Source organism: Dactylosporangium sp. NBC_01737 (assembly GCF_035963215.1).
In the GTDB taxonomy this organism is placed as follows: Bacteria; Actinomycetota; Actinomycetes; order Mycobacteriales; family Micromonosporaceae; genus Dactylosporangium.
The window spans coordinates 13,276,366-13,296,006 of the sequence record NZ_CP109153.1 but is presented as its reverse complement, the minus strand read 5'-3'; the positions used below and the strand labels follow the sequence as shown (position 1 = coordinate 13,296,006).

Genomic DNA, 19,641 nt, shown 5'->3' with positions numbered 1-19,641 from the left:
CGGGACCCGGCCTTTGTGTAACCCGAGGGGATTACGACATCGCGGCGGCGGAGACGAAGGTGTAGCCCAGGCCCTGGATGCCTTCGACGGTCTGCTTCAGGTACGCCGTGCCGAGGTAGGGGTGGTAGAAGAAGCTCGCCACGCCGTCGCGGACGGCCAGGTTGGTCTTCGCGTTGGCGATCAGGTCGGCGGGCAGGACGGCCGGGTGCTGGTTGAACGGCTCCGGCTCGATGTTGCCGATGTTCTCCGGGATGACGGTCGAGCCGTAGACGTCGCGGACCGTGTACGGGAAGAACTGCCCGACCATGTGCGCGGTGCTGTTGTCGACGGTGCCGCCGGACAGGACGCCGGGGAAGTAGAGGCCGCGCTCGTAACGGACGCCGACGAGGGTGTTGATCGTCTTGTAGTCCAGGGCGCTCGCGGCGTAGTGCGGGAACTCGAAGATGGTCGGCTGCTTCAGGCCGGCGAGCATCCAGTCGGCGCGGGAGGCCAGGACGCGGGCGGTGACGTTGAGCGCCGAGTCGTTCTTCACCGGGCCGTCGTAGATGACGGCGTCGTTGGCGTCGACGTGGGCCATGAAGAACTCGAAGTCGTTGGCGCTGACCCCGTCGTAGGGGTTGTTGAGCGCGTCGAGCTGGTGGGTGTAGCCGTGCTGGAGCAGGGTGCCGCCCTTGCTCTGCATGTACTTCAGGGCGCTGACCACCAGTGGCCGCTGGCGCAGCGTGTAGTCCTCGGCCTTGCCATTGTTGTTCACGCCTTTCGGGTCCCGGTAGCGGCTGTAGACGGCGACGGTGAAGGGGACGTTCTTGGAGGACAGGTAGTCGGCGATGGCGCGCAGCTCGGCCGGGTCGGCGTCCGGCCCGACGTCCTCGATACGGACCAGGGCCCGGTGCCGGGCGGCGGTCTGCGGGGCGAGCACGGAGTAGAGCAGGTCGGAGAACGCGAGGTAGCGGTCGTTGGAGGTGATGTAGGACAGCGGGATCTCGCCGAGGTAGGTGAGGTTGCCCGACCTGATGCCCCACGGGAACGTGGTGCCGTCGGCGCGGACCGCGGTGCCGACGGGGACGGCCTTGGCCGGGTCGGACACGACGTAGTCCATGATGCCGCCGCCATTGCGCACGTCGCGGGTCATCGTGGTGCCGTTGTACTCGATCGCCGACACGGCGGAGGTGTCGTAACCCCTCCACGTGTAGCCGTACCTGGCCACGAAGTCCGCGGAGCGGGCCGTCAGCTGCCAGATGTTGTTGTACATCCACAGGACCGGCTTGGTGCCGGCGAGGGTGTCGTCGAGGAACGCGGTCGGCAGCGGCTCGTCGTAGGTGGAGCCGACGTAGACGACCGCCGAGTACGCCGCCATCTCACCCGCCTTGTAGCTGCCGACGGGGTGCGCGGTCCAGGAGCCGAAGTGCGACACCAGGTTCGTCGCCATCATCCCGTAGTCCTCACCGAGCCACGAGTACGGGCCGGTGTTGTCGTACAGGACGAGCGTCTTCGTCGCGGCGTTGGAGCCGGGGGCGCCGGCGCCGGAGCGGCCTGCGGCGACCGTGGTGGCGGCGGCCGCAGGGGCCGCCGTGGCGGTCAGGGCGAGCGAGGCGGCCAGGGTCACGGCCGCGAAGGAGCTGATGAGCTTGCGCATGTCGTACGAGATCCCTAAATGTCAGACGGAAACGGTGGAGGGCATCGGGGCGGGGTGCGAGGCCAGGCCGAGCATCGCGGCGACGGCCTGTTCGGTGCGCTGCGACGCGAGCCCGTCGCCGTAGGGGTTGCCGTTGGCGGTCATCGACTGGCGCAGGATCGGGTCGTCGAGCAGGCGGGCCGCCTCGGCGACGATCAGGTCCTCATCCGTGCCGACGAGCTTGGCGCAACCGGCGTGCAGCGACTCGACGCGCTCGGTGACCTCACGCAGGACCAGGGCCGGCACCTTGAACGAGGGCGCCTCCTCCTGGATGCCGCCGGAGTCGGTGAGCGCCAGGTACGCCTGCGACAGCAGCCGCGCCAGGGCCGGGTAGGGCAGCGGGTCGGTGACCGTCACCCGGGGCACCCCGGCGAGGCCGGCCTCGACCTGGGCGCGGACGGCGGGGTTGGCGTGCGCCGGCAGGACCACGCGGATGTCGGGGTACGCCTCGATCAGGCGGCGCACCGCGCTGAGGATGCGGTCGAGCGGCTCGCCCCACGACTCGCGGCGGTGCGCGGTGACCAGGACCAGGCGGGCCTCGCCGTGCTCGGCGGCGCCCACTGCGGCGGCGACGGCGGGGTTCTCGAACGGCAGCTGCCTGGCGGCCACGGAGAGCGCGGCGTCCACCACGGTGTTGCCGGTGATGAGGACGTTGCCCGGCGCGACGCTCTCGTCGAGGAGGTTCGTCGCGGCCAGGGCGGTCGGCGCCAGGTGCAGCGCGGCGAGCTGGCCGACGAGCTTGCGGTTGGCCTCCTCCGGGAACGGGGAGTCCAGGTCGCCGGAGCGCAGCCCCGCCTCGAGGTGCACGACCGGGATGCGCCGCCAGAACGCGGCCATGGCACCGGCGAGCGTCGTGGTGGTGTCGCCCTGCACGACGACCGCGGCCGGCTTGCGCTCCTCCAGGAGGGCGTCGAGCGAAGCGATCATCGCGGTGAGGAGCTCGGGCTGGCTGCCGGTGACCCGCTGCAGCGGCAGGGTCACGTCGGCCTGGACGTCGAACGCGTCGAGGGCCTGGGTCACCATCGTCGGGTGCTGCCCGCTGGCGACCAGCACCGGGGTGAGCCGGCCGGCGGCACGCATCGCGGCGGCGACGGGCGCCAGCTTGATGGCTTCGGGGCGGGTACCGGCGATGAGGAAGACTTCGGGAGACATGTGCTGACGTCCTTTACGAGAGAACCGGCTCTTCGGCCAGGCGTTCGGTCTTCGCCCAGGCCTGTCGCCGGCTGATCTGCCGGCCGATCGCCCGCCAGGTCGAGACCAGGCCGAGCAGAAGGAAGAAGGGGTAAGCGACGGCGGCGAACAGCAGTCGCCAGAGCTTCTCGTCGCCGAGCTGCATGCGGTGGACCAGCGCCCAGACGAGGCCGGGGACGGTCATACCGAGCGCCCAGAAGAGCGCGACGTGGCCCATCTGCGCCCACGAGTGGATCATGATGGTCTCGCCGTGACCGGGGACCAGCCGCCACATCGCGACGGCCCAGAGGCCGAAGACCGCGGCGGTGCCGAAGGCGTTCATCCACGGCGCGAGCAGGTAGTACAGCATCTCGATCAGGGCGTGGTTGCGGATCTTCCGGGAGGCGATCAGCTTCGGCACGTAGCCGACGCACTGCAGGTTGCCCTGGGCCCACCGGGTGCGCTGCCGCAGCAGCCGCTTCACGTCGACGAGGCCCTGCTGGTTGACGTTGGCGATCGAGGTGTACCGGATGCGCTCGCCGTTGAGGTGCATGCGCAGCCCCAGTTCGAGGTCCTCGACCAGGCAGTGCGACCAGGGCGCGTCGCCGAGCCGCATCAGCGACGACAGCCGGGCGAACTGCCCGTTGCCGCCCAGCCCGACCGTCCCCGCGGCGTTGCGGAGCAGCTGGCTGGCGTTGGCGATGGCGGCGAACTCGAGGTCCTGCACGGCACCCAGGACGCGGTTGCGGTTGTGGATGCGCACCCGGGTCTGCACCGCGCCGACCTGCGGGTCGCGCATCTGCTTCGACACCTCGGTCAGGATGTTGGTGCTGCCCCGCCCGTCGCCGTCGATGACGCCGACCGCGACCAGCGCCGGGTCCTCGCCCTGTTGCAGGGTCAGGTCCCGGATCGTCCGGAATGCCGCGTTGAGCGCCTCGCCCTTGCCCTTGCGGGCGTTGGGGAAGTCCCTGCGCAGCACCGTCAAACCCGGGTGGTCGATGGCGGCGAGGACGTCCGGGGTGCCGTCGTCCGATCCGTCATCGACCACCAGGACCCTGGTGCGTGTGCCTGCCGGGCCTGCCAGCGCCAGTGCGGCGGAGACGGTCCGGCCGACAACCCGTTCCTCGTTGAGGGCGGGCACGACGATCCAGAAGGTCAGCGGTTCGTGCTCGTTCGGCGCGACGGCATCGCGCCGGCGACGCCGGCCGGCGGTGGCCGAGTCACTGGTGGTGAACACCACCAGCGCCAGGTTGTACGCCGGCCAGAGCGTCAACAGCGCGAAGCCGACCAGAAGGATCGCCGTCATGCGTCAGGCTGCGCTGCGGTTGAAGCGGGACGCCCGCACCATCAGGAAGCCGGTGACGACGAGCGCGACACCTGCGACGACGATGGCGAAGACCGGGCTTCCAGTGACTGGCAGCGACGCGGCGGTGGATCCGCCGGTCACGATGACGCCGGTGACCTTCGTACCTGACATGACAGCTTCCCCTCGGCTATCTCTCCGGCGGTGCTTCCCGGCTCCTTGTTGGCAACCGTTGTGCACCTTGTCCGAGAAGCTTGGAACGGCCGAGGGGCAATCACAATGGGTGAGCAAGGTCGGATGCACCCGAGCGGGCCAAGTCCGTCCAACGACCTGACAGAGCGTTTACGCAGGCAAAACTCGGCGACTACGCAGAGTGGTGCGACCGTGTGCGGTAGCTCTCAGTAAAGGAGGTGGGGTGTTGCCAGTCGGTTGCGAACTCCGCCCAGAGCGACAGGGCGACCCTCGCACTCTCGGGCCGGTCGGCCGGCCGCTTGGCCATGCACTGGCGGCACAGCTCCGCTACGGAGCGTGGCAGGCCGGGTGCGAGCAGGACCGGGGTGGCCACCGGTTGCAGCAACCTGGCGCCCGGCGCGTGCGGTGAGCGCCCGGTGAGCATCTGGTACAGCAGGACGCCGAGGGCGTAGACGTCCCAGGCGGGAGCCTCGCCGACCCGGGCGGCCGCGGGGTGCGCGAACGGCACCGCCAGGCCGAAGTCGATGATCTTCACGCCGGCCGTGGTCAGCATGACGTTGTCGGCGGTCAGGTCGCGGTGGGCGATGCCGCGGCGGTGCGCCACGGCCAGCAGCTCGGCGACGGAGGCGGCGATCTCGACGGCGTGCTGCCACGGCAGCGGCCCCTCCGCCAGGCGCTTGGTCAGCGGTACCCCGTTGAGCAGCTCCATCGCGACGCACGGGACGCTGGCGCGGCCGATGTCGAGCTCGCCGTGCCCGAAGATCTTGGGCACCGTCGGGTGCCGCATCCGCTGCATGAGCAGGGGCTCCCGGCGGGCGGCGTGGCAGGCCCGGTTGTTGTTGACGAACGCCGGCGCGAGCACCTTCACTGCGGCGGGGCGCAACTGCTCCAGGTCGACAGCCTCATAGACGAGCGACATGCCGCCGCGGGCGATCGGGCGGACCAGCAGGAAGCGCTCCAGCACCCTGCGGCCAAGCTCGATCTCCGACACAATCGCCGACTATTCCCTATTCGGTCCCGATCGCGGAAGTCCCAGCGAGGTTTACCACAGCCCGTGTCGATGCGATAAATACGGATATGTCGGGTCTACCAAAGGAACCTCACAGCCGATCGAAACCCATAGTTGACATCCGGGTAACGGTGGCTGACGCTGGCCGCAGGAATCGCTCCTACAGGAGACGGGATGCCTGACGAGTCATCGCCACCAACCGTCACCGAGGTCGCCGCCGCCGCGGGGGTCTCCGCGGCGACCGTGTCGCGCGTCCTCACCGGCCGGGTCAGGGTCAGCACCTCGGCCAGGGTGTCGGTGCACGACGCCATCGCACAGCTCGGCTATGTCCGCCACCGGGGGCCGCGCCGGCCCGACCGGCTGTCCTCCCGGCTGCCCGTCGCCGCGCTCGTCTTCGAGCCGACCGCCCGGCTGTTCCACGACACGTTCTCCGCCCGGCTGCTCGCCGGCGCCGAGGAGGAGCTGACCCGCCACGGCATCCCGCTGCTGACGATGTCCGCGACCCGGGGCACGATCGCGTCGGCGACCCAGTTCCTGACCACCGGCGGCGTCGGCGGCGTCCTGCTGCTCGGCGGGCACAGCAGCCACCCCCTGGCGGTGTCCCTCGCCGCGTCCCGGGTGCCGCTGCGGGCCAGCGGCCGGCCGGTCGAGGGCCTGGACATCCCGTTCGTCGACGTCGACAACCACGACGGTGCCCGCCAGGCCGTCGAGCACCTGATGCTGCGCGGCCGCCGCACCATCGCGACCATCGCCGGGCCACCCGACTCGCCCGCCGCCGCGGACCGCCTCGACGGCTACCGCCGCGCGCTGGAGGCCGCCGGCCGTGCCCCCGCCGTCGCGTGCGGTGACTTCACCACCGCCTCGGGCGGCCACGCAGCCGCCTGGCTGCTGGACCGCATGCCGCGCCTGGACGCGCTCTTCGTCGCCTCCGACGCGATGGCCGCCGGCGCGCTGCAGGCGCTGCGCAAGGCCGGCCGGCGGGTGCCCGAGGACGTCGCCGTGGTCGGCTTCGACGACGCGCCCCTGGCGTCCTACACCACGCCGGCGCTGACCACCGTGCGCCAGCCGGTCTCCGAGCTCGGCGCGGTCGCCGCCGCACTGCTGCTGGAAGGGTCGCCGGACTGTCCCGTCCTGCCGACCGAACTCGTCGTCCGGGCTTCAAGTTAGTGGTGTGACGTAGCGACGTGATGCACGACGGTCAACTCCGGCAGGGCGACGTCCTTGCCCGCCGGTACATCCTGAGGCAGCCTGTCGGCGCCGGCGGCATGTCCGTCGTGTGGCGGGCGTGGGACAGCACCCTGGAGCGCACCGTCGCGGTCAAGGTCCTCGACGGGCCCGTCGGCACCGACGGCGGCCAGCGGGACCGGATCCGGCGCGAGGCCCGCGCCGCCGCGCGGATCGAGCACCCCAACGCGATCGGCGTCTACGACTACGGCGAGACCGTCACCCCGCACGGGCGGATCGCCGCCTACGTCGTCATGCAGCTGCTGGACGGGGTCTCCCTCGCCGGCCGGCTCGCCGAGGGCCCGCTGCCGTCGGTCGACGCCGTCGCGGTCGCCGCCACCGTCGCCGACGTGCTGCATGCCGCGCACCGCCGCGGTGTCGTGCACCGCGACGTCACCCCCGAGAACGTCATGCTCACCACCGACGGCGTCAAGCTGCTCGACTTCGGCATCGCCGCCGACGTCGGCCAGCGCGACACGCTGACGTTCGGCACCCCGCCGTACGTCGCGCCGGAGCGGCTGGTCGGCGCGCCCGCCAGCGGCTCCACCGACGTGTACGCCCTCGGCGTGCTGCTGTTCGAGATGCTCACCGGTGCGCCGCCCGTGCAGGCCGGCACCTGGGACGAGCTCGAACGGGCCGTCGCCGCCGACCACCGCCCGACCCTCAACGTGCCGGGGCTGCCGCCGGCCGTCGCGTCCGTGTGCCTGCGCTGCCTGGCCACCGACCCCACCGAACGCCCCACCGCCGCCGAGGTCGCCGCCATCCTGGAGTCCTCCGCCGAGCGCGGGCGCCGCCTGTGGGTCACGGTGCTCGCCGTTGTGCTGACGGCGTCGGTACTGGCAGGCCTCGGCTATGTGTGGCGCGACGGCGCACGCCACGACGCCGCCACCCCGGCACCGTCGGTGAGCATCGTGGTGTCCATCCCGCCCGCGGTCACGGTCCAGCCGCCACCGGGTGCCACGCCGTCGCCGACCCGGGGCCGCACCCCGTCTCCCGGCGCGTCGTCGGGCACCCCGACGCCGTCGCTGTCGCCGTCGGCGGCGAGGCTCACGCCGCAGCAGGCCGGCCAGGCCGTCCTCGACGTCGTCAGCCGCCGCTCCGCCGCCGGCGAGATCCGCTCCGACGTCGTCGACGACATCCGCAACCAGGTCAACAACCTCATGGCCGTGCCGCCCGACGCCGCCCAGCGCATCGAGATGCTGCGCCGCCAGCTGCTGGACCGCCGGCGCGAGGAGTCCATCACGACCGCCGCCGCGTACGAGGAGCTCGACGCCGCCGTGGTCGTGTTCGGCGCTTCCCTGACCTGACCCGGGCACGCGCCTCAGGTGGGCGTGATGACCCGGTGCCGGACCGCCCACAGTGCCGCCTCGGTGCGGGACGCGGCACCGGTCTTGCGCAGCAGGTTGGACACGTGCACCGTGACGGTCCGGATCGAGATGCCCAGGGAGCTGGCCACCTGCTGGTTGGACATGCCGGCGGCGAGACAGCCGAGGACCTCGATCTCCCGGGCGGTCAGGTCGCCGCCGGCCCGCAGGCTGTGCAGCAGCGTCTCCGCCTCGGTCAGCCGCCAGCCGGGCCAGTGCACGAGCAGCGCCACCGCCCGCTCCGCGTGCTGGCGGGCGTCACCGGCCCGGCCGAGCCGCAGCAGGGCGTGCGCGACCGCGGTGTGCACCGCCGCGTCGTACGGCGCCGCCTCCACCACCTCGACCGGGCGGCCGCCGCCGTCCGCCGCGGCCCGCTGAGCGCCGCCGCGGTCCGGGGCCGGCAGGCCGCCGTGGTCCGGGGCGGGGTGCCGTGGCCCGGGGCGGGGTCGCCGTGGTGCAGGGCAGCGGGGAGCAGGTCGACGGCGGTGGCGTCCCGGCCGGCCGCGACCGCGAGGAGCAGCCGCAGCTGTGGCGCCGCGCCGACCGCGTCGCCGACGAGGTCCTCGACCGTCGCCGCCGGCACGCCGCCGTGCAGGGCCCACCGTGCCGCCTCGACCAGGCGGGCCGGGCGGCACCGGCCGACGCACTCGGCCAGGGCGAGCGCCGGGTCGACCGGGTGGACGCCGCGGGCCGCGACCGCCACCCGCAGCACCCGGACGAGACCGACGTCGCGGCCCTCGCCGTCGGCGCGGGCGAGGAGCCGGACGGCGAGGGGGTCGTCGCCGCGTTCGACCGCGAGGAGCCCGGCCGTCGCCGCGAACCGTACCCGTTCCAGCGGATCGGTCTCGATCGGCAGCCGCGACCACACGAGCGTCTCGGCGCGGGCGAGGTCCCCGGTCCGCAACGCGTGCGCGACGCCGAGCGAGGTCGTGCGTCCCGCGCAGAACTCCAGCCCCGCCCGCTCGATCGCGGCCATCGCCTCGTCGAACAGCCGCCGCCCGGTCACGTCGCCGAGCCGCGGCAGACTGACCGCCACGAGGTTGTTGACGGCCCGGCCGGCGGTCACCGGGTCGCGGTCGTGCTCGGCGATCTGACGGCAGGCGTGCAGCAGGGCCACGCCCCGGTCGTACGCGCCGTCGAACGCCAGCGCGGTGCCGAGCGTGACCCCGGCCGACGCGATGCTCTCCCCGGCCCGCTCCGCGGCGACCATCGCGGCCTCGGCGAGCGGCACCACCCGCGCCGGTTCGCTCGTGCGCAGCGCGCTCGCCGCCTCCGCCGCCTCCTGCCGCGCCCGGGCGCCGTCGACCGCGCCGCAGTCCCCGTCCTCGGCGGCGGTGCCGTCACCCCGGGCGGCGGCGCCGGGCGCGGTGAGGGCGGCGCGGGCGTCGGCGAGGGAGGAGGACAGGTGGCCGGGGCGGTCGGCGAGGCACCAGCGGATCTCGGCGAGGAGCCGGTGGGCGTCGGAGGTCTCGGCCGGGCCGGCCGCCTGGCGCAGCCAGTCCGCCGCGTGCCGCTCCGCGACCGTGAACCGGCCGCCCACGAACGCCGCCGCCGCCCCGACCCGGGCGAGGTCGCGGCGGCTGGCCAGGTCACCGGGGTCGCCGGCGCGCAGGCCCAGGTCGACCAGGTCGAGGGCAGCGTCCGGCAGGCCGGCGGCGAGGCTGGTCTGCGCACCTCGTACCGCCGCCGCACCGGCCTCGCCGAGACGCCCGAGGGCGGCCGCATGCCTGGCGAGGGCGGCGTCGTCGCCGAGCTCGACCGCGAGGGCACGGGCCAGGGCGTGCACCCTCGCCCGCTCGCTGGGCAGGGCGCTGCGGGCGAGCGCCTCACGCAGCAGCGGGTGCCGGAAGCGCAGCGGCCCCGCGGGGGCCAGGTCCGGGGCGATGACCAGCATGCCGAGGTCCAGCAGCCGGCGCAGCGCAGGCTCGATCTCGCCCTCGCACACGTGCACGAGGACGTCGGTCTCGACCGGGTCGCCGAGCAGCGCCGCCGCGCGGGCGACCCGGCCGACGAGCGCGGGCTCACCGGCGAGGGGCTCCACGAGGAGGCCGGCGACGTGTGCCGGCAGCGCCGCGCCGGCGAGGTCGCCGCGGGCGGTGACGAGCTCGGTCAGCCAGAACGGGTTGCCGCCGGTGCGGGTCAGCATCGTCCGGACGGTCTCCGGCGGCGGGGTGCCGCCGCGGTGCGCCTCGATCAGCTCGGCCGTCTCGCGGGCGTCGAACGGCGCCAGGTGCGCCCGGACCACCGACGGCGCGCCGCCCAGCCGGCGCAGCGTGCGCGCGGCGGCCGGGGCGAACGCGGCCTCCTGCGGCGGGCGGCTGGTGACCAGCAGCAGCGCCGGCAGGGCGGCGGTCGCGGCGAGCTCGCCGATGAGCGTCAGGCTGGCCGGGTCGAGGTCGTGCAGGTCCTCCACGACCAGGACGCCGCAGCGCCCGTCCAGCAGGGTCGGACCACGTCGACGGCGGCCCGCAGCATCGCGGCGGGCGCCAGCCGGGTCCCGGCGCCGGGCGCGGGGAGCGCTGCGCGAGCTCGGGCGGCACCCCGCCGTCGAGCGGGTGCCCGCTGAGGACCGAGGCCAGCCAGTCGTGCGGTGCGGCGCCGAGGGTCCGCGCGGCACCGGCCAGCACCACGGGCGGCTGCGGGTCCAGCCGCTCCAGGACCTCGGCGACGAGCCGGCTCTTGCCGCTGCCCGCCTCGCCCGTGACCAGCACGACCCGGGGCCCGGCGGCTCCCGGCTGCGCCCCCGGGCGCCCGCTCACCGCCCCGTTCTGGGCCGCCCAGGCGCCCACGATCTCGGCGAGCTCCTCGGCTCGTCCGATGAACGGGGTGGCGGGCATGCGGCCACGATACGCAGAAGTGCGTACAGACGCTGTGTGTGTCGATCGGGCACGCTGACCGCCATGGAAGAGTCGCAGCCGCGCCCCCTCGCGCTGGAGTGGGCCGCCCGGACCGAGGTCGGGATGGTCCGCAGCAACAACCAGGACTCGATGTTCGCCGGTGGCAGGCTCCTCGCCGTCGCCGACGGCATGGGCGGCATGGCGGCCGGCGACGTCGCCAGCAGGCTCGCGATCGAGGCGATGACCCCCCTCGACGAGGAGTTCGCCGGCAGCGACCTGCTGACCGCGCTGCGCACCGCCGTCTCCGACGCCAACCGGCGCATCCGCGACGAGGTCGAGGCGGACCCGGAGAAGCAGGGGATGGGCACGACCCTCACCGCGATCCTGTTCTCCGGCGACCGGGTCGGCCTCGTCCACATCGGCGACTCCCGCGCCTACCTGCTGCGCGGCGAGGACTTCGACCAGGTCACCCGCGACGACACGTATGTGCAGATGCTGGTCGACGAGGGCCGCATCACCCTCGAGGAGGCCGCGACGCACCCGCAGCGGTCCCTGGTCAGCCGGGTCCTGCAGGGCCAGCCGACCGACCCGGTCTACTCGGTCGTCCCGGCCCGCGCCGGCGACCGCTACCTGCTGTGCAGCGACGGGCTGTCCGGGGTGCTGCGGGCGGAGACGATCGAGGAGGTCCTGCGCGAGTACGACGACGTCGGCGAGTGCGCCGACCGGCTCGTCGACCTCGCCATGCGCGCCGGCGGCCCCGACAACATCACCGCGGTCGTCGGCGACATCGTGGGCGACGACGTGCCGGAGCCGAAGGGGCTGCGGCACCGGCTGCGGCACTGGCTCGGCCGCGACGAGGTCAACGGCGCCCGGCTGCCGGCCTGACGTCCGCGGGGATCCGCACGTCGTCCGGGGTCCAGCCGGCGACCCGTTGCGCGGCGGCCGTGGCCATGCGGTCCGGGGTGAGCCGGAACAGGGTTCGTGCCAGCGCGCCGGTGAGCCTGCCCCGGGCGCCGACGAGCTGCCCGACCTGCCGTGAGCGGCGCGACACCGCCGCGGCACGTGGGCGGCGCTGCTGGTCGTACACCTGCAGCGCCGGCAACACCGCAGCACCTCTGGGCAGCAGCAGGGCGAGGGTGACCGCGTCCTCAAGGGCCTGGCAGGCGCCCTGGCCCAGGTTGGGCGTCATGGCGTGCGCGGCGTCGCCGACCAGCGCCACCCGCGCGCCGACGTGCATCGGTGCGACCGGGTGCAGCTCGAGCAGCGGGTGGTGCAGCAGTTGCTCGGGCGTGGTCGCGGCCAGCAGCCGGCGGACCGGGTCGTGCCACCCCGTGAACCGCGTCTCGAGCTCGGTCAGCTGTTCCGCCGCGGTACCGGTGCGCAGCGGGCCGGGCGCGGCGGCGTACCAGTACACGGTGCCCCGGCCGGTCGGCGCGTAGCCGAAGCGCCAGCCGCGCGGGCCCATGGTCTCCCCGCCGCCGTCGACCTCGGCGCGGACCATCGCCCGCCACGACACCTGCCCGCTGTCACGGACCTTGACCTGCGGCGCGTACGCGGCCCGCACGACGCTACCGATGCCGTCCGCGCCGACGACCAGGTCCGCGTCCTGCAACGCGTGCACGTCGGTGACGGGGTGCCCGGTGCGCACCGTCGCCGGCAGCCCGTCGAGGAGGATCTCGTGCAGGTCGGCGCGGTGCAGCATGACCGGTGGCGCGCCGAGCTCGACCCGGCTGAGCCAGCGCCCGTCCCAGGTGCGCATGCCGCCGCCGTGGACGCGGGCGCCGGCCCGCTCGACGGCCTCGCCGATGCCGAGGTGGTGCAGCGCCCGGATCGCGTTGGGCCACAGGGAGATGCCCGCGCCGATCTGCCGCAGGTCCGGCTGGCGCTCCAGGACCGTGACGTCCCAGCCCTGTTGCGCGAGGCCGCGGGCCGTGGCCAGCCCGCCGATGCCGCCGCCGATCACGATCGCATGCATTGCCGCCTCCGTCTGCTCGGACTCTGTTGCTACAGATGTAGTAACGGACGCTACACCTGTAGCATCGTCGTGTGAACGTTCGTGACGCGGATCGCAAGACCCGCCTGGCCGACGCGGCGATCGACGTGCTCGGCACCGGCGGGGTCCGGGCGCTGACCCACCGGGCCGTCGACACCGGCGCCGGGCTGCCCCAGGGCACCTGCAGCTACCACTTCCCGAGCCGCTCGGCGCTGCTCACCGCCGCCCTGACCCGGATCGCCGAGCTGGACCTGCTCGACTCGACCGGCAAGGACCTCGCCGACGTCCTCGCCTCCTGGGCCGGTCCCCGGGCGGCCCGGACCCGTGCCCGCTTCATGCTCATGCTCGACCCGCAGGCCCGCGCCGAGCTCGGCGCCTCGGCGGCCCGCCTGGCCGGCGGGTTCGTGGAGAAGGCGATCGTGATGTTCGGCTCCGAGGACCGGGCCAGGCTCGCCATTGCCCTCATCGACGGGCTGCTGCTCGACGAGCTGACCCGCGGCACCGTCACCGACGAGCAGCGCAAGGCGCGGCTCGCCGCGGTCCACGAGATTGTCACAACCGGGCGATAACCTCGGGCGACCCGGATCGTTGAGCGTCTTGAGCACGAATCCCCCCGTGCTCTTTGCCTCGCGAAAGCGACACGACCGTGGTCAGCAACCCGCGCACGTTCTGGCTCGTCCTGGTCACCGCGGTCGCCGCGTTCAGCGCCGCGGCCTCCTCCGGTCCGGTGCTGTCCTTCGGTGCCGTCGCGGCCGGCGTCACCGTCGGCTCGCTCGTGCACGCCGGCGCCCTGATCCGCCTCGCCCTGCGCATCCACCACGGCCGGCGCAGCTTCGGGCCGTGCCGCGGCGCCGGGTTCCTCGGCATGGGCGCCCTGTTCGCCGGCCTCGGCGTCGCCGCCGCCGGCCTCGCGGCGCTGACGTCGTCGATCGCCGCGCCGGGCCTGGTCGCCGCCGTCACCACCCTCGTCGCCGCGCCCACGTTCCTGCTCGGCCTGCTCCTGCTGCCCGGCACCGCGCCGACCGTCCGCGCCCGGCTGCGCCGCCTCCTCGACGGCGCCGGCATCGGCGTGACCCTGTGCTACAGCGTCTGGGTCCTCGCCGCCGCGCCGCCCGCGTCCGCCCTCGCCGGCCCGCTGCCGCTGACCGTCGCCGTCGCCTGCTGCGTCGCGGTCTCCGTCGCCGTCGTCACCGGCCTGCGCGCGGTCCGGCACCGGCCCGCCGCGATCGCCTGCGCCGGCGGGTCCGCCCTGTCGATCGTCGGGCTCGGCGTCTTCACCGTCCTGCTGTCCGCGCTGCGCCGCCCCGACGACCCGTTCGGCCCAGCCGCCGACTGGGTGGCCGCCGGGCTCGTCGCCGCCGGGCTCGCGCTCATCGCCGGCCCGTTCCTCATCGTCACCGGGGCCCGCCGCGCCGACGACACACCGACCAGCCCGCACGCCGCCGACAGCGGCGGCACCCTCGCCGGCTACCCCCTGCTCATCGGCCCGGCCCTGCTCGCCGTCGCGGTGTCCATGCTGCACCTGCTCACCGGCGGCCGCTTCGACCGGGCCGCCGTCGGTCTCGGCTTCGCCGCCGTGGTCGCCGTCGCGCTGCGCGAGGCGCTCGCCGCCCGGGACATCCGTGGGTACGCCCGCACCCTCGCCACCCGCGAGGCGCACTTCAAGACCCTCGTCTCCGGCTCCACCGACGTCACCATCGTCCTGGACGCCGACCTGGTCGTGCGGTGGCAGTCACCGGCCGCGGCCCGCCAGTTCAGCCTCTCCGACCAGGACGTCCTCGGCCGCCCCCTCACCGACCTGCTGCACCCCGCCGACGTCGCACCGGCCACCGTGGCGCTGCACGCCGTCCTCGCCGGCCGCCAGCACGTGCTCGTCCAGGCCCGCCTCCGCGACGGCTTCGGCCGCTGGCGCGACACCGAGTCCACCGTCAGCGACCAGCGCGCCGCCCCCGAGGTCGCCGGCGTCGTCGTCCACCTCCGCGACGTCGGCGACCGCGCCCAGCTGCAGCGCAGCCTCGACGAGGTCACCTGGACCGACGACCAGACCGGCCTGGCCAACCGCCGCAAGTTCCTCGCGGCCGTCGCCGAGGCCCGCGGGACGGGCACCGGCTCCATCCTCATTGCCGAGCTCGACCGCTTCGAGAGCGTCACCGACCTGCACGGCCCTACCGTCGCCAACGCCGTGCTCATCGAGGCCGCCCGCCGCCTGCGCACCGCCGTCGGCCGCGACGACCTGCCCGCCCGCCTCACCGACGCCGGCTTCGCGGCCCTCACCGACGCGCCGCTCGTGCACGCGTTCGCGCTCGCCACCCGCATCGCCACCGCCTTCGCCGAGCCGTTCCAGCTGCCCGGCCACACCGTGCACCTCACCGCCGACGTCGGCGTCGCCGACCTCCTCGGCGCCGCCGACGCCGGGGACGCGCTCCGCCACGCCGACATCGCCCGCCGCCGCGCCCGGCAACTGTCCCGGGGGCGCGACGGCGGCCGCGTCGAGTGCTACGACAAGTCCTTCGAGGCCGCCCTCGTCCGCCGCACCGACCTCGAGCAGCAGCTCCCCGGCGTCGTCGGCCGCGGCGAGCTCGACCTCGTCTACCAGCCCGTCGTCGACCTCGTCCAGCGCAACCCCGTCGGCGCCGAGGCCCTCCTGCGCTGGCGGCACCCCCGCCTCGGCGTCGTGCCACCACACGAGTTCCTTCCCGTCGCCGAGGAGCTCGGCCTCGCCGACGAGCTCGGCGAATGGGCCCTGCACCAGGCCTGCCGCCAGCTGTCCCGCTGGCGCGCCGACGGCCGCGACCTGTGGATATCGGTCAACGCCTCCGCCCGCCAGCTCGCCGCCCCCAGCTGGCTCACCACCGTCGCCACCGCCATCGACACCCACTGCGTCCCCGCCGAGTCACTGATCATCGAGGTCGCCGAGGCGTCCCTGCCCGACGACGCCGGCACCGTCGAGCAGCTCGCCGGCCTGCGCGCCCTCGGCGTCCGCACGGCGATCGACCACTTCGGCACGGGCCCGACCGCCCTGGCCCACCTGCGCCGGCTCCCGGTCGACGTCCTGAAGATCGACCAGGTGCTCTTCAGCGAACCCGCCGGCCAGCGCGCCCCAGCGACGCCGATCGTTGACGTGGTGGTCAGCCTCGCGCGCCGCCTCGGCATCGACGTGATCGCGTGCGGGCTGGAGACGGAGTCGCACGTCGACGTGGTACGAGCCGCTGGTTGCCGGCTGGGCCAAGGCTTCCTGCTGAGTCGGCCGGATCACGCTGAGCACGTCGAGGCCTTCATGGAGCGGCATCGGGCTCGGCTGTTCTGATCCCTGATTCGTTGCGGTGATCCAGCGCCGTCGAGCGCATCATTCGGTGCTACAACACCGCCGCTGGTCAAAAGCGAAGACCATCGATCACTGGACCGGGGAGTACCAGCGCTCGAACGGCGATCTTCCGTCCCGCCCCATGATCGAAGGACGGCGGTGGCCGTCCGGACGGCCACCGCCGTCCTTCGATCAAGCGCCAAGATCGTAGATCTTGGCGCGGGCGAGATCAGTGCTGCGGCATGGGTGATTTGTTCGTATTTTGTGCCAGCGACGGTGTGGCACCACCGAATGACGACCTCGACGGCGCTGGTTCATGTGAGTGCGGACCTGGCTTGGCATCACCGCAAGACGGCACGGACGGCAACCGCGCTACCCGTCCGCGCCGCCGCAGGCTGCGCGAAACCACCGAGCCCCGAGGACCGACACCAGGAACCACTCCAAGCGGCGTACCCCCAAGCGGACGCTCAGCAGGAAGACGACCACACGATCCTGGGGGGTGAAAACAGGACCATCAGTAATCAGCAGGCCGAGGATGCGGCGGCGCATGCAGGTTCAGGATCAGATCAATGACCAACGCAGTCCACCCGGTCTGATGCGCAGCCCCCAACCCCGCCCCCGTATCCCCATGGAAGTACTCGTAATACAGCAACAGGTCATGCCACCCCGGATCGTTCTGGAACAAAGGAACGTCCCCGAACACCGGCCGCCGCCCCGTATCGTCGTTGCGGAACAGGTTCACCAGTCGCCGCGACAGGTCGTCCGCCACGGTCGCCAGCGTCGCCATCTTGCCGCTGCCCGCCGGGTACTCCACCTGCAGATCGTCGCCGAAGAACTCGGAGAAGCGGCGGACCGCCTCGATCAGGATGTAGTTGACTGGCATCCAGATCGGCCCGCGCCAGTTGGAGTTGCCGCCGAAGAGGCCGCTGGTCGACTCGCCGGGCTCGTAACCGACCGTGTAGTCCGCCTCGCCGACGTGGACGGTGAAGGGCTCGTCGCGGTGCGCGCGGGACAGGGTGCGCAGCCCGTACGGGGAGAGGAACTCCTCCTCGTCGAGCATGCGCTGCAGGATGCGGATCAGCTGGTCGGGCCCGACCATCGACAGCAGGCGCAACTGCTGCCCGCCGCGGCTCTTCTTCGCGCCGACCACGTCGCCGTACTCGGGCTTGTTGGTGAGGAACCAGCGCAGGCGCGCGGCGACGTCGGGCAGGCGGCGCAGCGTGGAGGAGCTGATGATCGTGGTGGCGGTGAGGGGGAGCAGGCCGACGACGGAGCGGACCTTCAGCGGGATGCGCTGGCCGTCGGCGGTGCGCAGGACGTCGTAGAAGAACGCCTCCTCCTCGTCCCACAGGCCGAACTCGTAGGCGGCGTCGGCGATGTACGCGAAGTGTTCGAGGAACTTCGCCGCGATGTCCTCGTAGACGCGGTCGTGCACGGCGAGGGTGAGGGACATGTCGAGCATGTTGAGGGCGTACATCGCCATCCATGCCGTGCCGTCGGACTGTTCGAGGCGACCGCCGACGGGCAGGGCGGCCGAGCGGTCGAAGGGCCCGACGTTGTCCAGGCCGAGGAAGCCGCCCTCGAAGACGTTGTTGCCTTCGGCGTCCTTGCGGTTGACCCACCAGGTGAAGTTCAGCAGCAGCTTGTGCAGCACACGGGCGAGGAAGTCGAAGTCCTTGGAGCCGTCGATGGCGAAGACCCGCAGCGCGGCCCACGCGTGCACGGGCGGGTTCACGTCGCCGAACGCCCACTCGTAGGCGGGAATCTGGCCGTTCGGATGCATGTACCACTCGCGCAGCAGCAACAACAGCTGATCCTTGGCGAATCCGGGGTCGACGCGAGCGATGGCCACGCAATGGAAGGCCAGGTCCCAGGCGGCATACCACGGGTATTCCCACGGGTCGGGCATCGACAGCACGTCGCAGCTGTTCATGTGCCACCAGTGGCTGTTGCGGCCGTGGCGGCGGCTGTCCGGCGGTGGCTCGGAGACGGGGTCGCCCTCCAGCCAGCGGGCGACGTCGAAGTGGAAGAACTGCTTGCCCCACATGAGGCCGGCGACGCCCTGCCGGACGATCATCGCCTCCTCGGGGGTGGCGGTCGGCGGGACCAGCGCGCTGAAGTACGCGTCGGCCTCGGCGGAGCGCCGCGACATCGTGGTGTCGAAGTCCGTGCGCAGGTCCGCGGGGGCGAGGTCCTTGGCGCCGGGGGCGTTGAGGTTGAGCCGCAGCCGGATCTCGTGGGTGCCGCCGGCGGGCACGGAGACGAGGTAGTGCAGCGCGGCCTTCGTGCCGACGAGGTCGGGGTTGACCGTGTCCTTGCCGTGCAGGATGTGGTCGTTGATGCCGTCCTTCGGGTACTCACGACCCGGCTTGCCCCAGATGCGGTCGCCGTTGGTGTCGTTGTTGCAGAACAGCGGGCGCGGCGCGCCGTCGCCGGTGAGCGCGAGGCGGCCCAGCAGCCGGTGCTCGGCGAGCAGCCCGTTGTCCTTGGCGCGGATCTCGGGCATGTAGTCGCGGCCGGGCAGGCCCCACGCCCACGTGTTGCGGAACCACAGGGTCGGCAGCAGGTGCAGGGTCGCAGGCTCCGGGCCCATGTTCTGGATGGTGATCCGCATGCACATGTCGGTCGGACCGGCCTTGGCGTAGTCGACCTCGACGGCCCAGTACCGGTCCTCGTCGAAGATGCCGGTGTCGACCAACTCGTACTCGGGCTCGTCCCGCCCGCGGCGGCAGTTCTCGGCGACCAGGTCGTCGTAGGGGAACGCCTGCTGCGGGTAGTGGTAGCGCCACTTCATCCACGAATGGGTGGGCGTGGAGTCCAGGTACCACCAGTAGTCCTTGACGTCCTCGCCGTGGTTGCCGAGGTCGCCGCCGAGGCCGAACATCCGCTCCTTGAGGATCGGGTCCTTGCCGTTCCACAGGGCGAGGGCGAAGCAGAACGTCTGCCGGTCGTCGCAGATGCCCGCCATGCCGTCTTCGTTCCACCGGTATGTGCGGGAGCGGGCCTGGTCGTGGGGGAAGTGGTCCCAGGCGGTGCCGTGAGCGCTGTAGTCCTCGCGGACCGTGCCCCAGGCGCGCTCGGACAGGTAGGGCCCCCAGCCCCGCCATGGGCGCTCACCGCTGTCGGCCTCAGCGAGCCGGCGGCGTTCAGCGTTCCCATCGTCCTCGATCACGAACTCATTCTCCGTCGCAGATGTTTCGCCCAAGTTGAGCGCGGTCCAGAACCCGTCTGATGGCTGTTTCTAGCTTCCCGTCCCTGTCGGGCCGCGGTCCCGTGGGGGGCTGCGCCACCCCACACCCCCCATGCTCGCTTCGCTCCCACTCGTGCTGTTTCTAGCTCCCCGTCCCTGTCGGGCCGCGGTCCCGTGGGGGGCTGCGCCACCCCACACCCCCCATGCTCGCTTCGCTCCCACTCGTGCTGTTTCTAGCTTCCCGTCCCTGACGGGCCGCGGTCCCGTGGGGGGCTGCGCCACCCCACACCCCCCATGCTCGCTTCGCTCCCACTCGTGCTGTTTCTAGCTCCCCGTCCCTGACGGGCCGCGGTCCCGTGGGGGGCTGCGCCACCCCACAC

13 protein-coding genes and 1 pseudogene are annotated in these 19,641 nt (G+C 73.1%); 5 read left to right on the top strand and 9 right to left on the bottom strand.

From position 1 onward, the window contains the following. Nucleotides 1–31 precede the first annotated feature (31 nt). The 5 genes from OHA72_RS61420 to OHA72_RS61400 all read right to left on the bottom strand — a co-directional run bounded on the left by OHA72_RS61420 (nucleotide 32) and on the right by OHA72_RS61400 (nucleotide 5,331). On the bottom strand, nucleotides 32–1,636 hold the full coding sequence (locus tag OHA72_RS61420; protein WP_327005263.1) for a DUF2334 domain-containing protein: 1,605 nt from the start codon (nucleotides 1,634–1,636) through the stop codon (nucleotides 32–34). A 21-nt stretch (nucleotides 1,637–1,657) separates the two neighbouring features. Then, nucleotides 1,658–2,827, bottom strand: coding sequence for a non-hydrolyzing UDP-N-acetylglucosamine 2-epimerase (gene wecB, locus OHA72_RS61415; RefSeq protein ID WP_327005262.1), 1,170 nt, complete (start codon nucleotides 2,825–2,827; stop codon nucleotides 1,658–1,660). Nucleotides 2,828–2,840: 13 nt separating this feature from the next. Then, entirely contained in the window at nucleotides 2,841–4,151 is a 1,311-nt protein-coding gene (locus tag OHA72_RS61410; RefSeq protein WP_327005261.1) for a glycosyltransferase family 2 protein, read from the bottom strand. A 3-nt stretch (nucleotides 4,152–4,154) separates the two neighbouring features. Further along, complete coding sequence (locus OHA72_RS61405) at nucleotides 4,155–4,322, bottom strand: LPXTG cell wall anchor domain-containing protein (RefSeq protein ID WP_327005260.1); 168 nt, start codon at nucleotides 4,320–4,322, stop codon at nucleotides 4,155–4,157. A 190-nt stretch (nucleotides 4,323–4,512) separates the two neighbouring features. Then, nucleotides 4,513–5,331: a serine/threonine-protein kinase gene (locus tag OHA72_RS61400; RefSeq protein WP_327005259.1), complete on the bottom strand. Its 819-nt coding sequence runs from the start codon at nucleotides 5,329–5,331 to the stop codon at nucleotides 4,513–4,515. Nucleotides 5,332–5,523: 192 nt separating this feature from the next. Here OHA72_RS61400 and OHA72_RS61395 point away from each other — a divergent pair, with 192 nt between their 5' ends. Further along, entirely contained in the window at nucleotides 5,524–6,516 is a 993-nt protein-coding gene (locus OHA72_RS61395) for a LacI family DNA-binding transcriptional regulator (protein WP_327005258.1), read from the top strand. Between the two features lie 20 nt (nucleotides 6,517–6,536). Further along, complete coding sequence (locus tag OHA72_RS61390; protein WP_327011905.1) at nucleotides 6,537–7,880, top strand: serine/threonine-protein kinase; 1,344 nt, start codon at nucleotides 6,537–6,539, stop codon at nucleotides 7,878–7,880. A 14-nt stretch (nucleotides 7,881–7,894) separates the two neighbouring features. Here the strand turns inward: OHA72_RS61390 and OHA72_RS61385 are convergent, their stop codons facing one another. Both OHA72_RS61385 and OHA72_RS61380 read right to left on the bottom strand, forming a co-directional pair. Further along, complete coding sequence (locus OHA72_RS61385; protein WP_327005257.1) at nucleotides 7,895–8,170, bottom strand: response regulator transcription factor; 276 nt, start codon at nucleotides 8,168–8,170, stop codon at nucleotides 7,895–7,897. Beyond that, complete coding sequence (locus OHA72_RS61380; protein ID WP_327005256.1) at nucleotides 8,134–10,350, bottom strand: ATP-binding protein; 2,217 nt, start codon at nucleotides 10,348–10,350, stop codon at nucleotides 8,134–8,136. The genes OHA72_RS61385 and OHA72_RS61380 overlap by 37 nt, the downstream gene beginning before the upstream one ends. A 487-nt stretch (nucleotides 10,351–10,837) precedes the next feature. Here OHA72_RS61380 and OHA72_RS61375 point away from each other — a divergent pair. After that, nucleotides 10,838–11,584, top strand: a pseudogene (locus tag OHA72_RS61375) (PP2C family protein-serine/threonine phosphatase); the annotation flags it as partial. Between the two features lie 49 nt (nucleotides 11,585–11,633). On the opposite strand, the gene OHA72_RS61370 reads toward OHA72_RS61375, so the two are convergent. Continuing rightward, complete coding sequence (locus OHA72_RS61370) at nucleotides 11,634–12,749, bottom strand: FAD-dependent oxidoreductase (protein WP_327005255.1); 1,116 nt, start codon at nucleotides 12,747–12,749, stop codon at nucleotides 11,634–11,636. 71 nt (nucleotides 12,750–12,820) lie between these two features. On the opposite strand from OHA72_RS61370, the gene OHA72_RS61365 reads away from it, so the two are divergent. Next, entirely contained in the window at nucleotides 12,821–13,336 is a 516-nt protein-coding gene (locus OHA72_RS61365) for a TetR/AcrR family transcriptional regulator (RefSeq protein ID WP_327005254.1), read from the top strand. Nucleotides 13,337–13,413: 77 nt separating this feature from the next. Beyond that, the gene (locus OHA72_RS61360; protein ID WP_327005253.1) at nucleotides 13,414–16,074 is read left to right on the top strand and encodes a putative bifunctional diguanylate cyclase/phosphodiesterase; all 2,661 of its coding nucleotides are present in this window, start codon (nucleotides 13,414–13,416) and stop codon (nucleotides 16,072–16,074) included. A gap of 511 nt (nucleotides 16,075–16,585) precedes the next feature. Here OHA72_RS61360 and OHA72_RS61355 read toward each other — a convergent pair. Then, nucleotides 16,586–19,243 carry an MGH1-like glycoside hydrolase domain-containing protein gene (locus OHA72_RS61355; RefSeq protein ID WP_327005252.1) on the bottom strand — a complete coding sequence of 886 codons (2,658 nt, stop codon included), beginning with the start codon at nucleotides 19,241–19,243 and terminating at the stop codon, nucleotides 16,586–16,588. Nucleotides 19,244–19,641 lie beyond the last annotated feature (398 nt).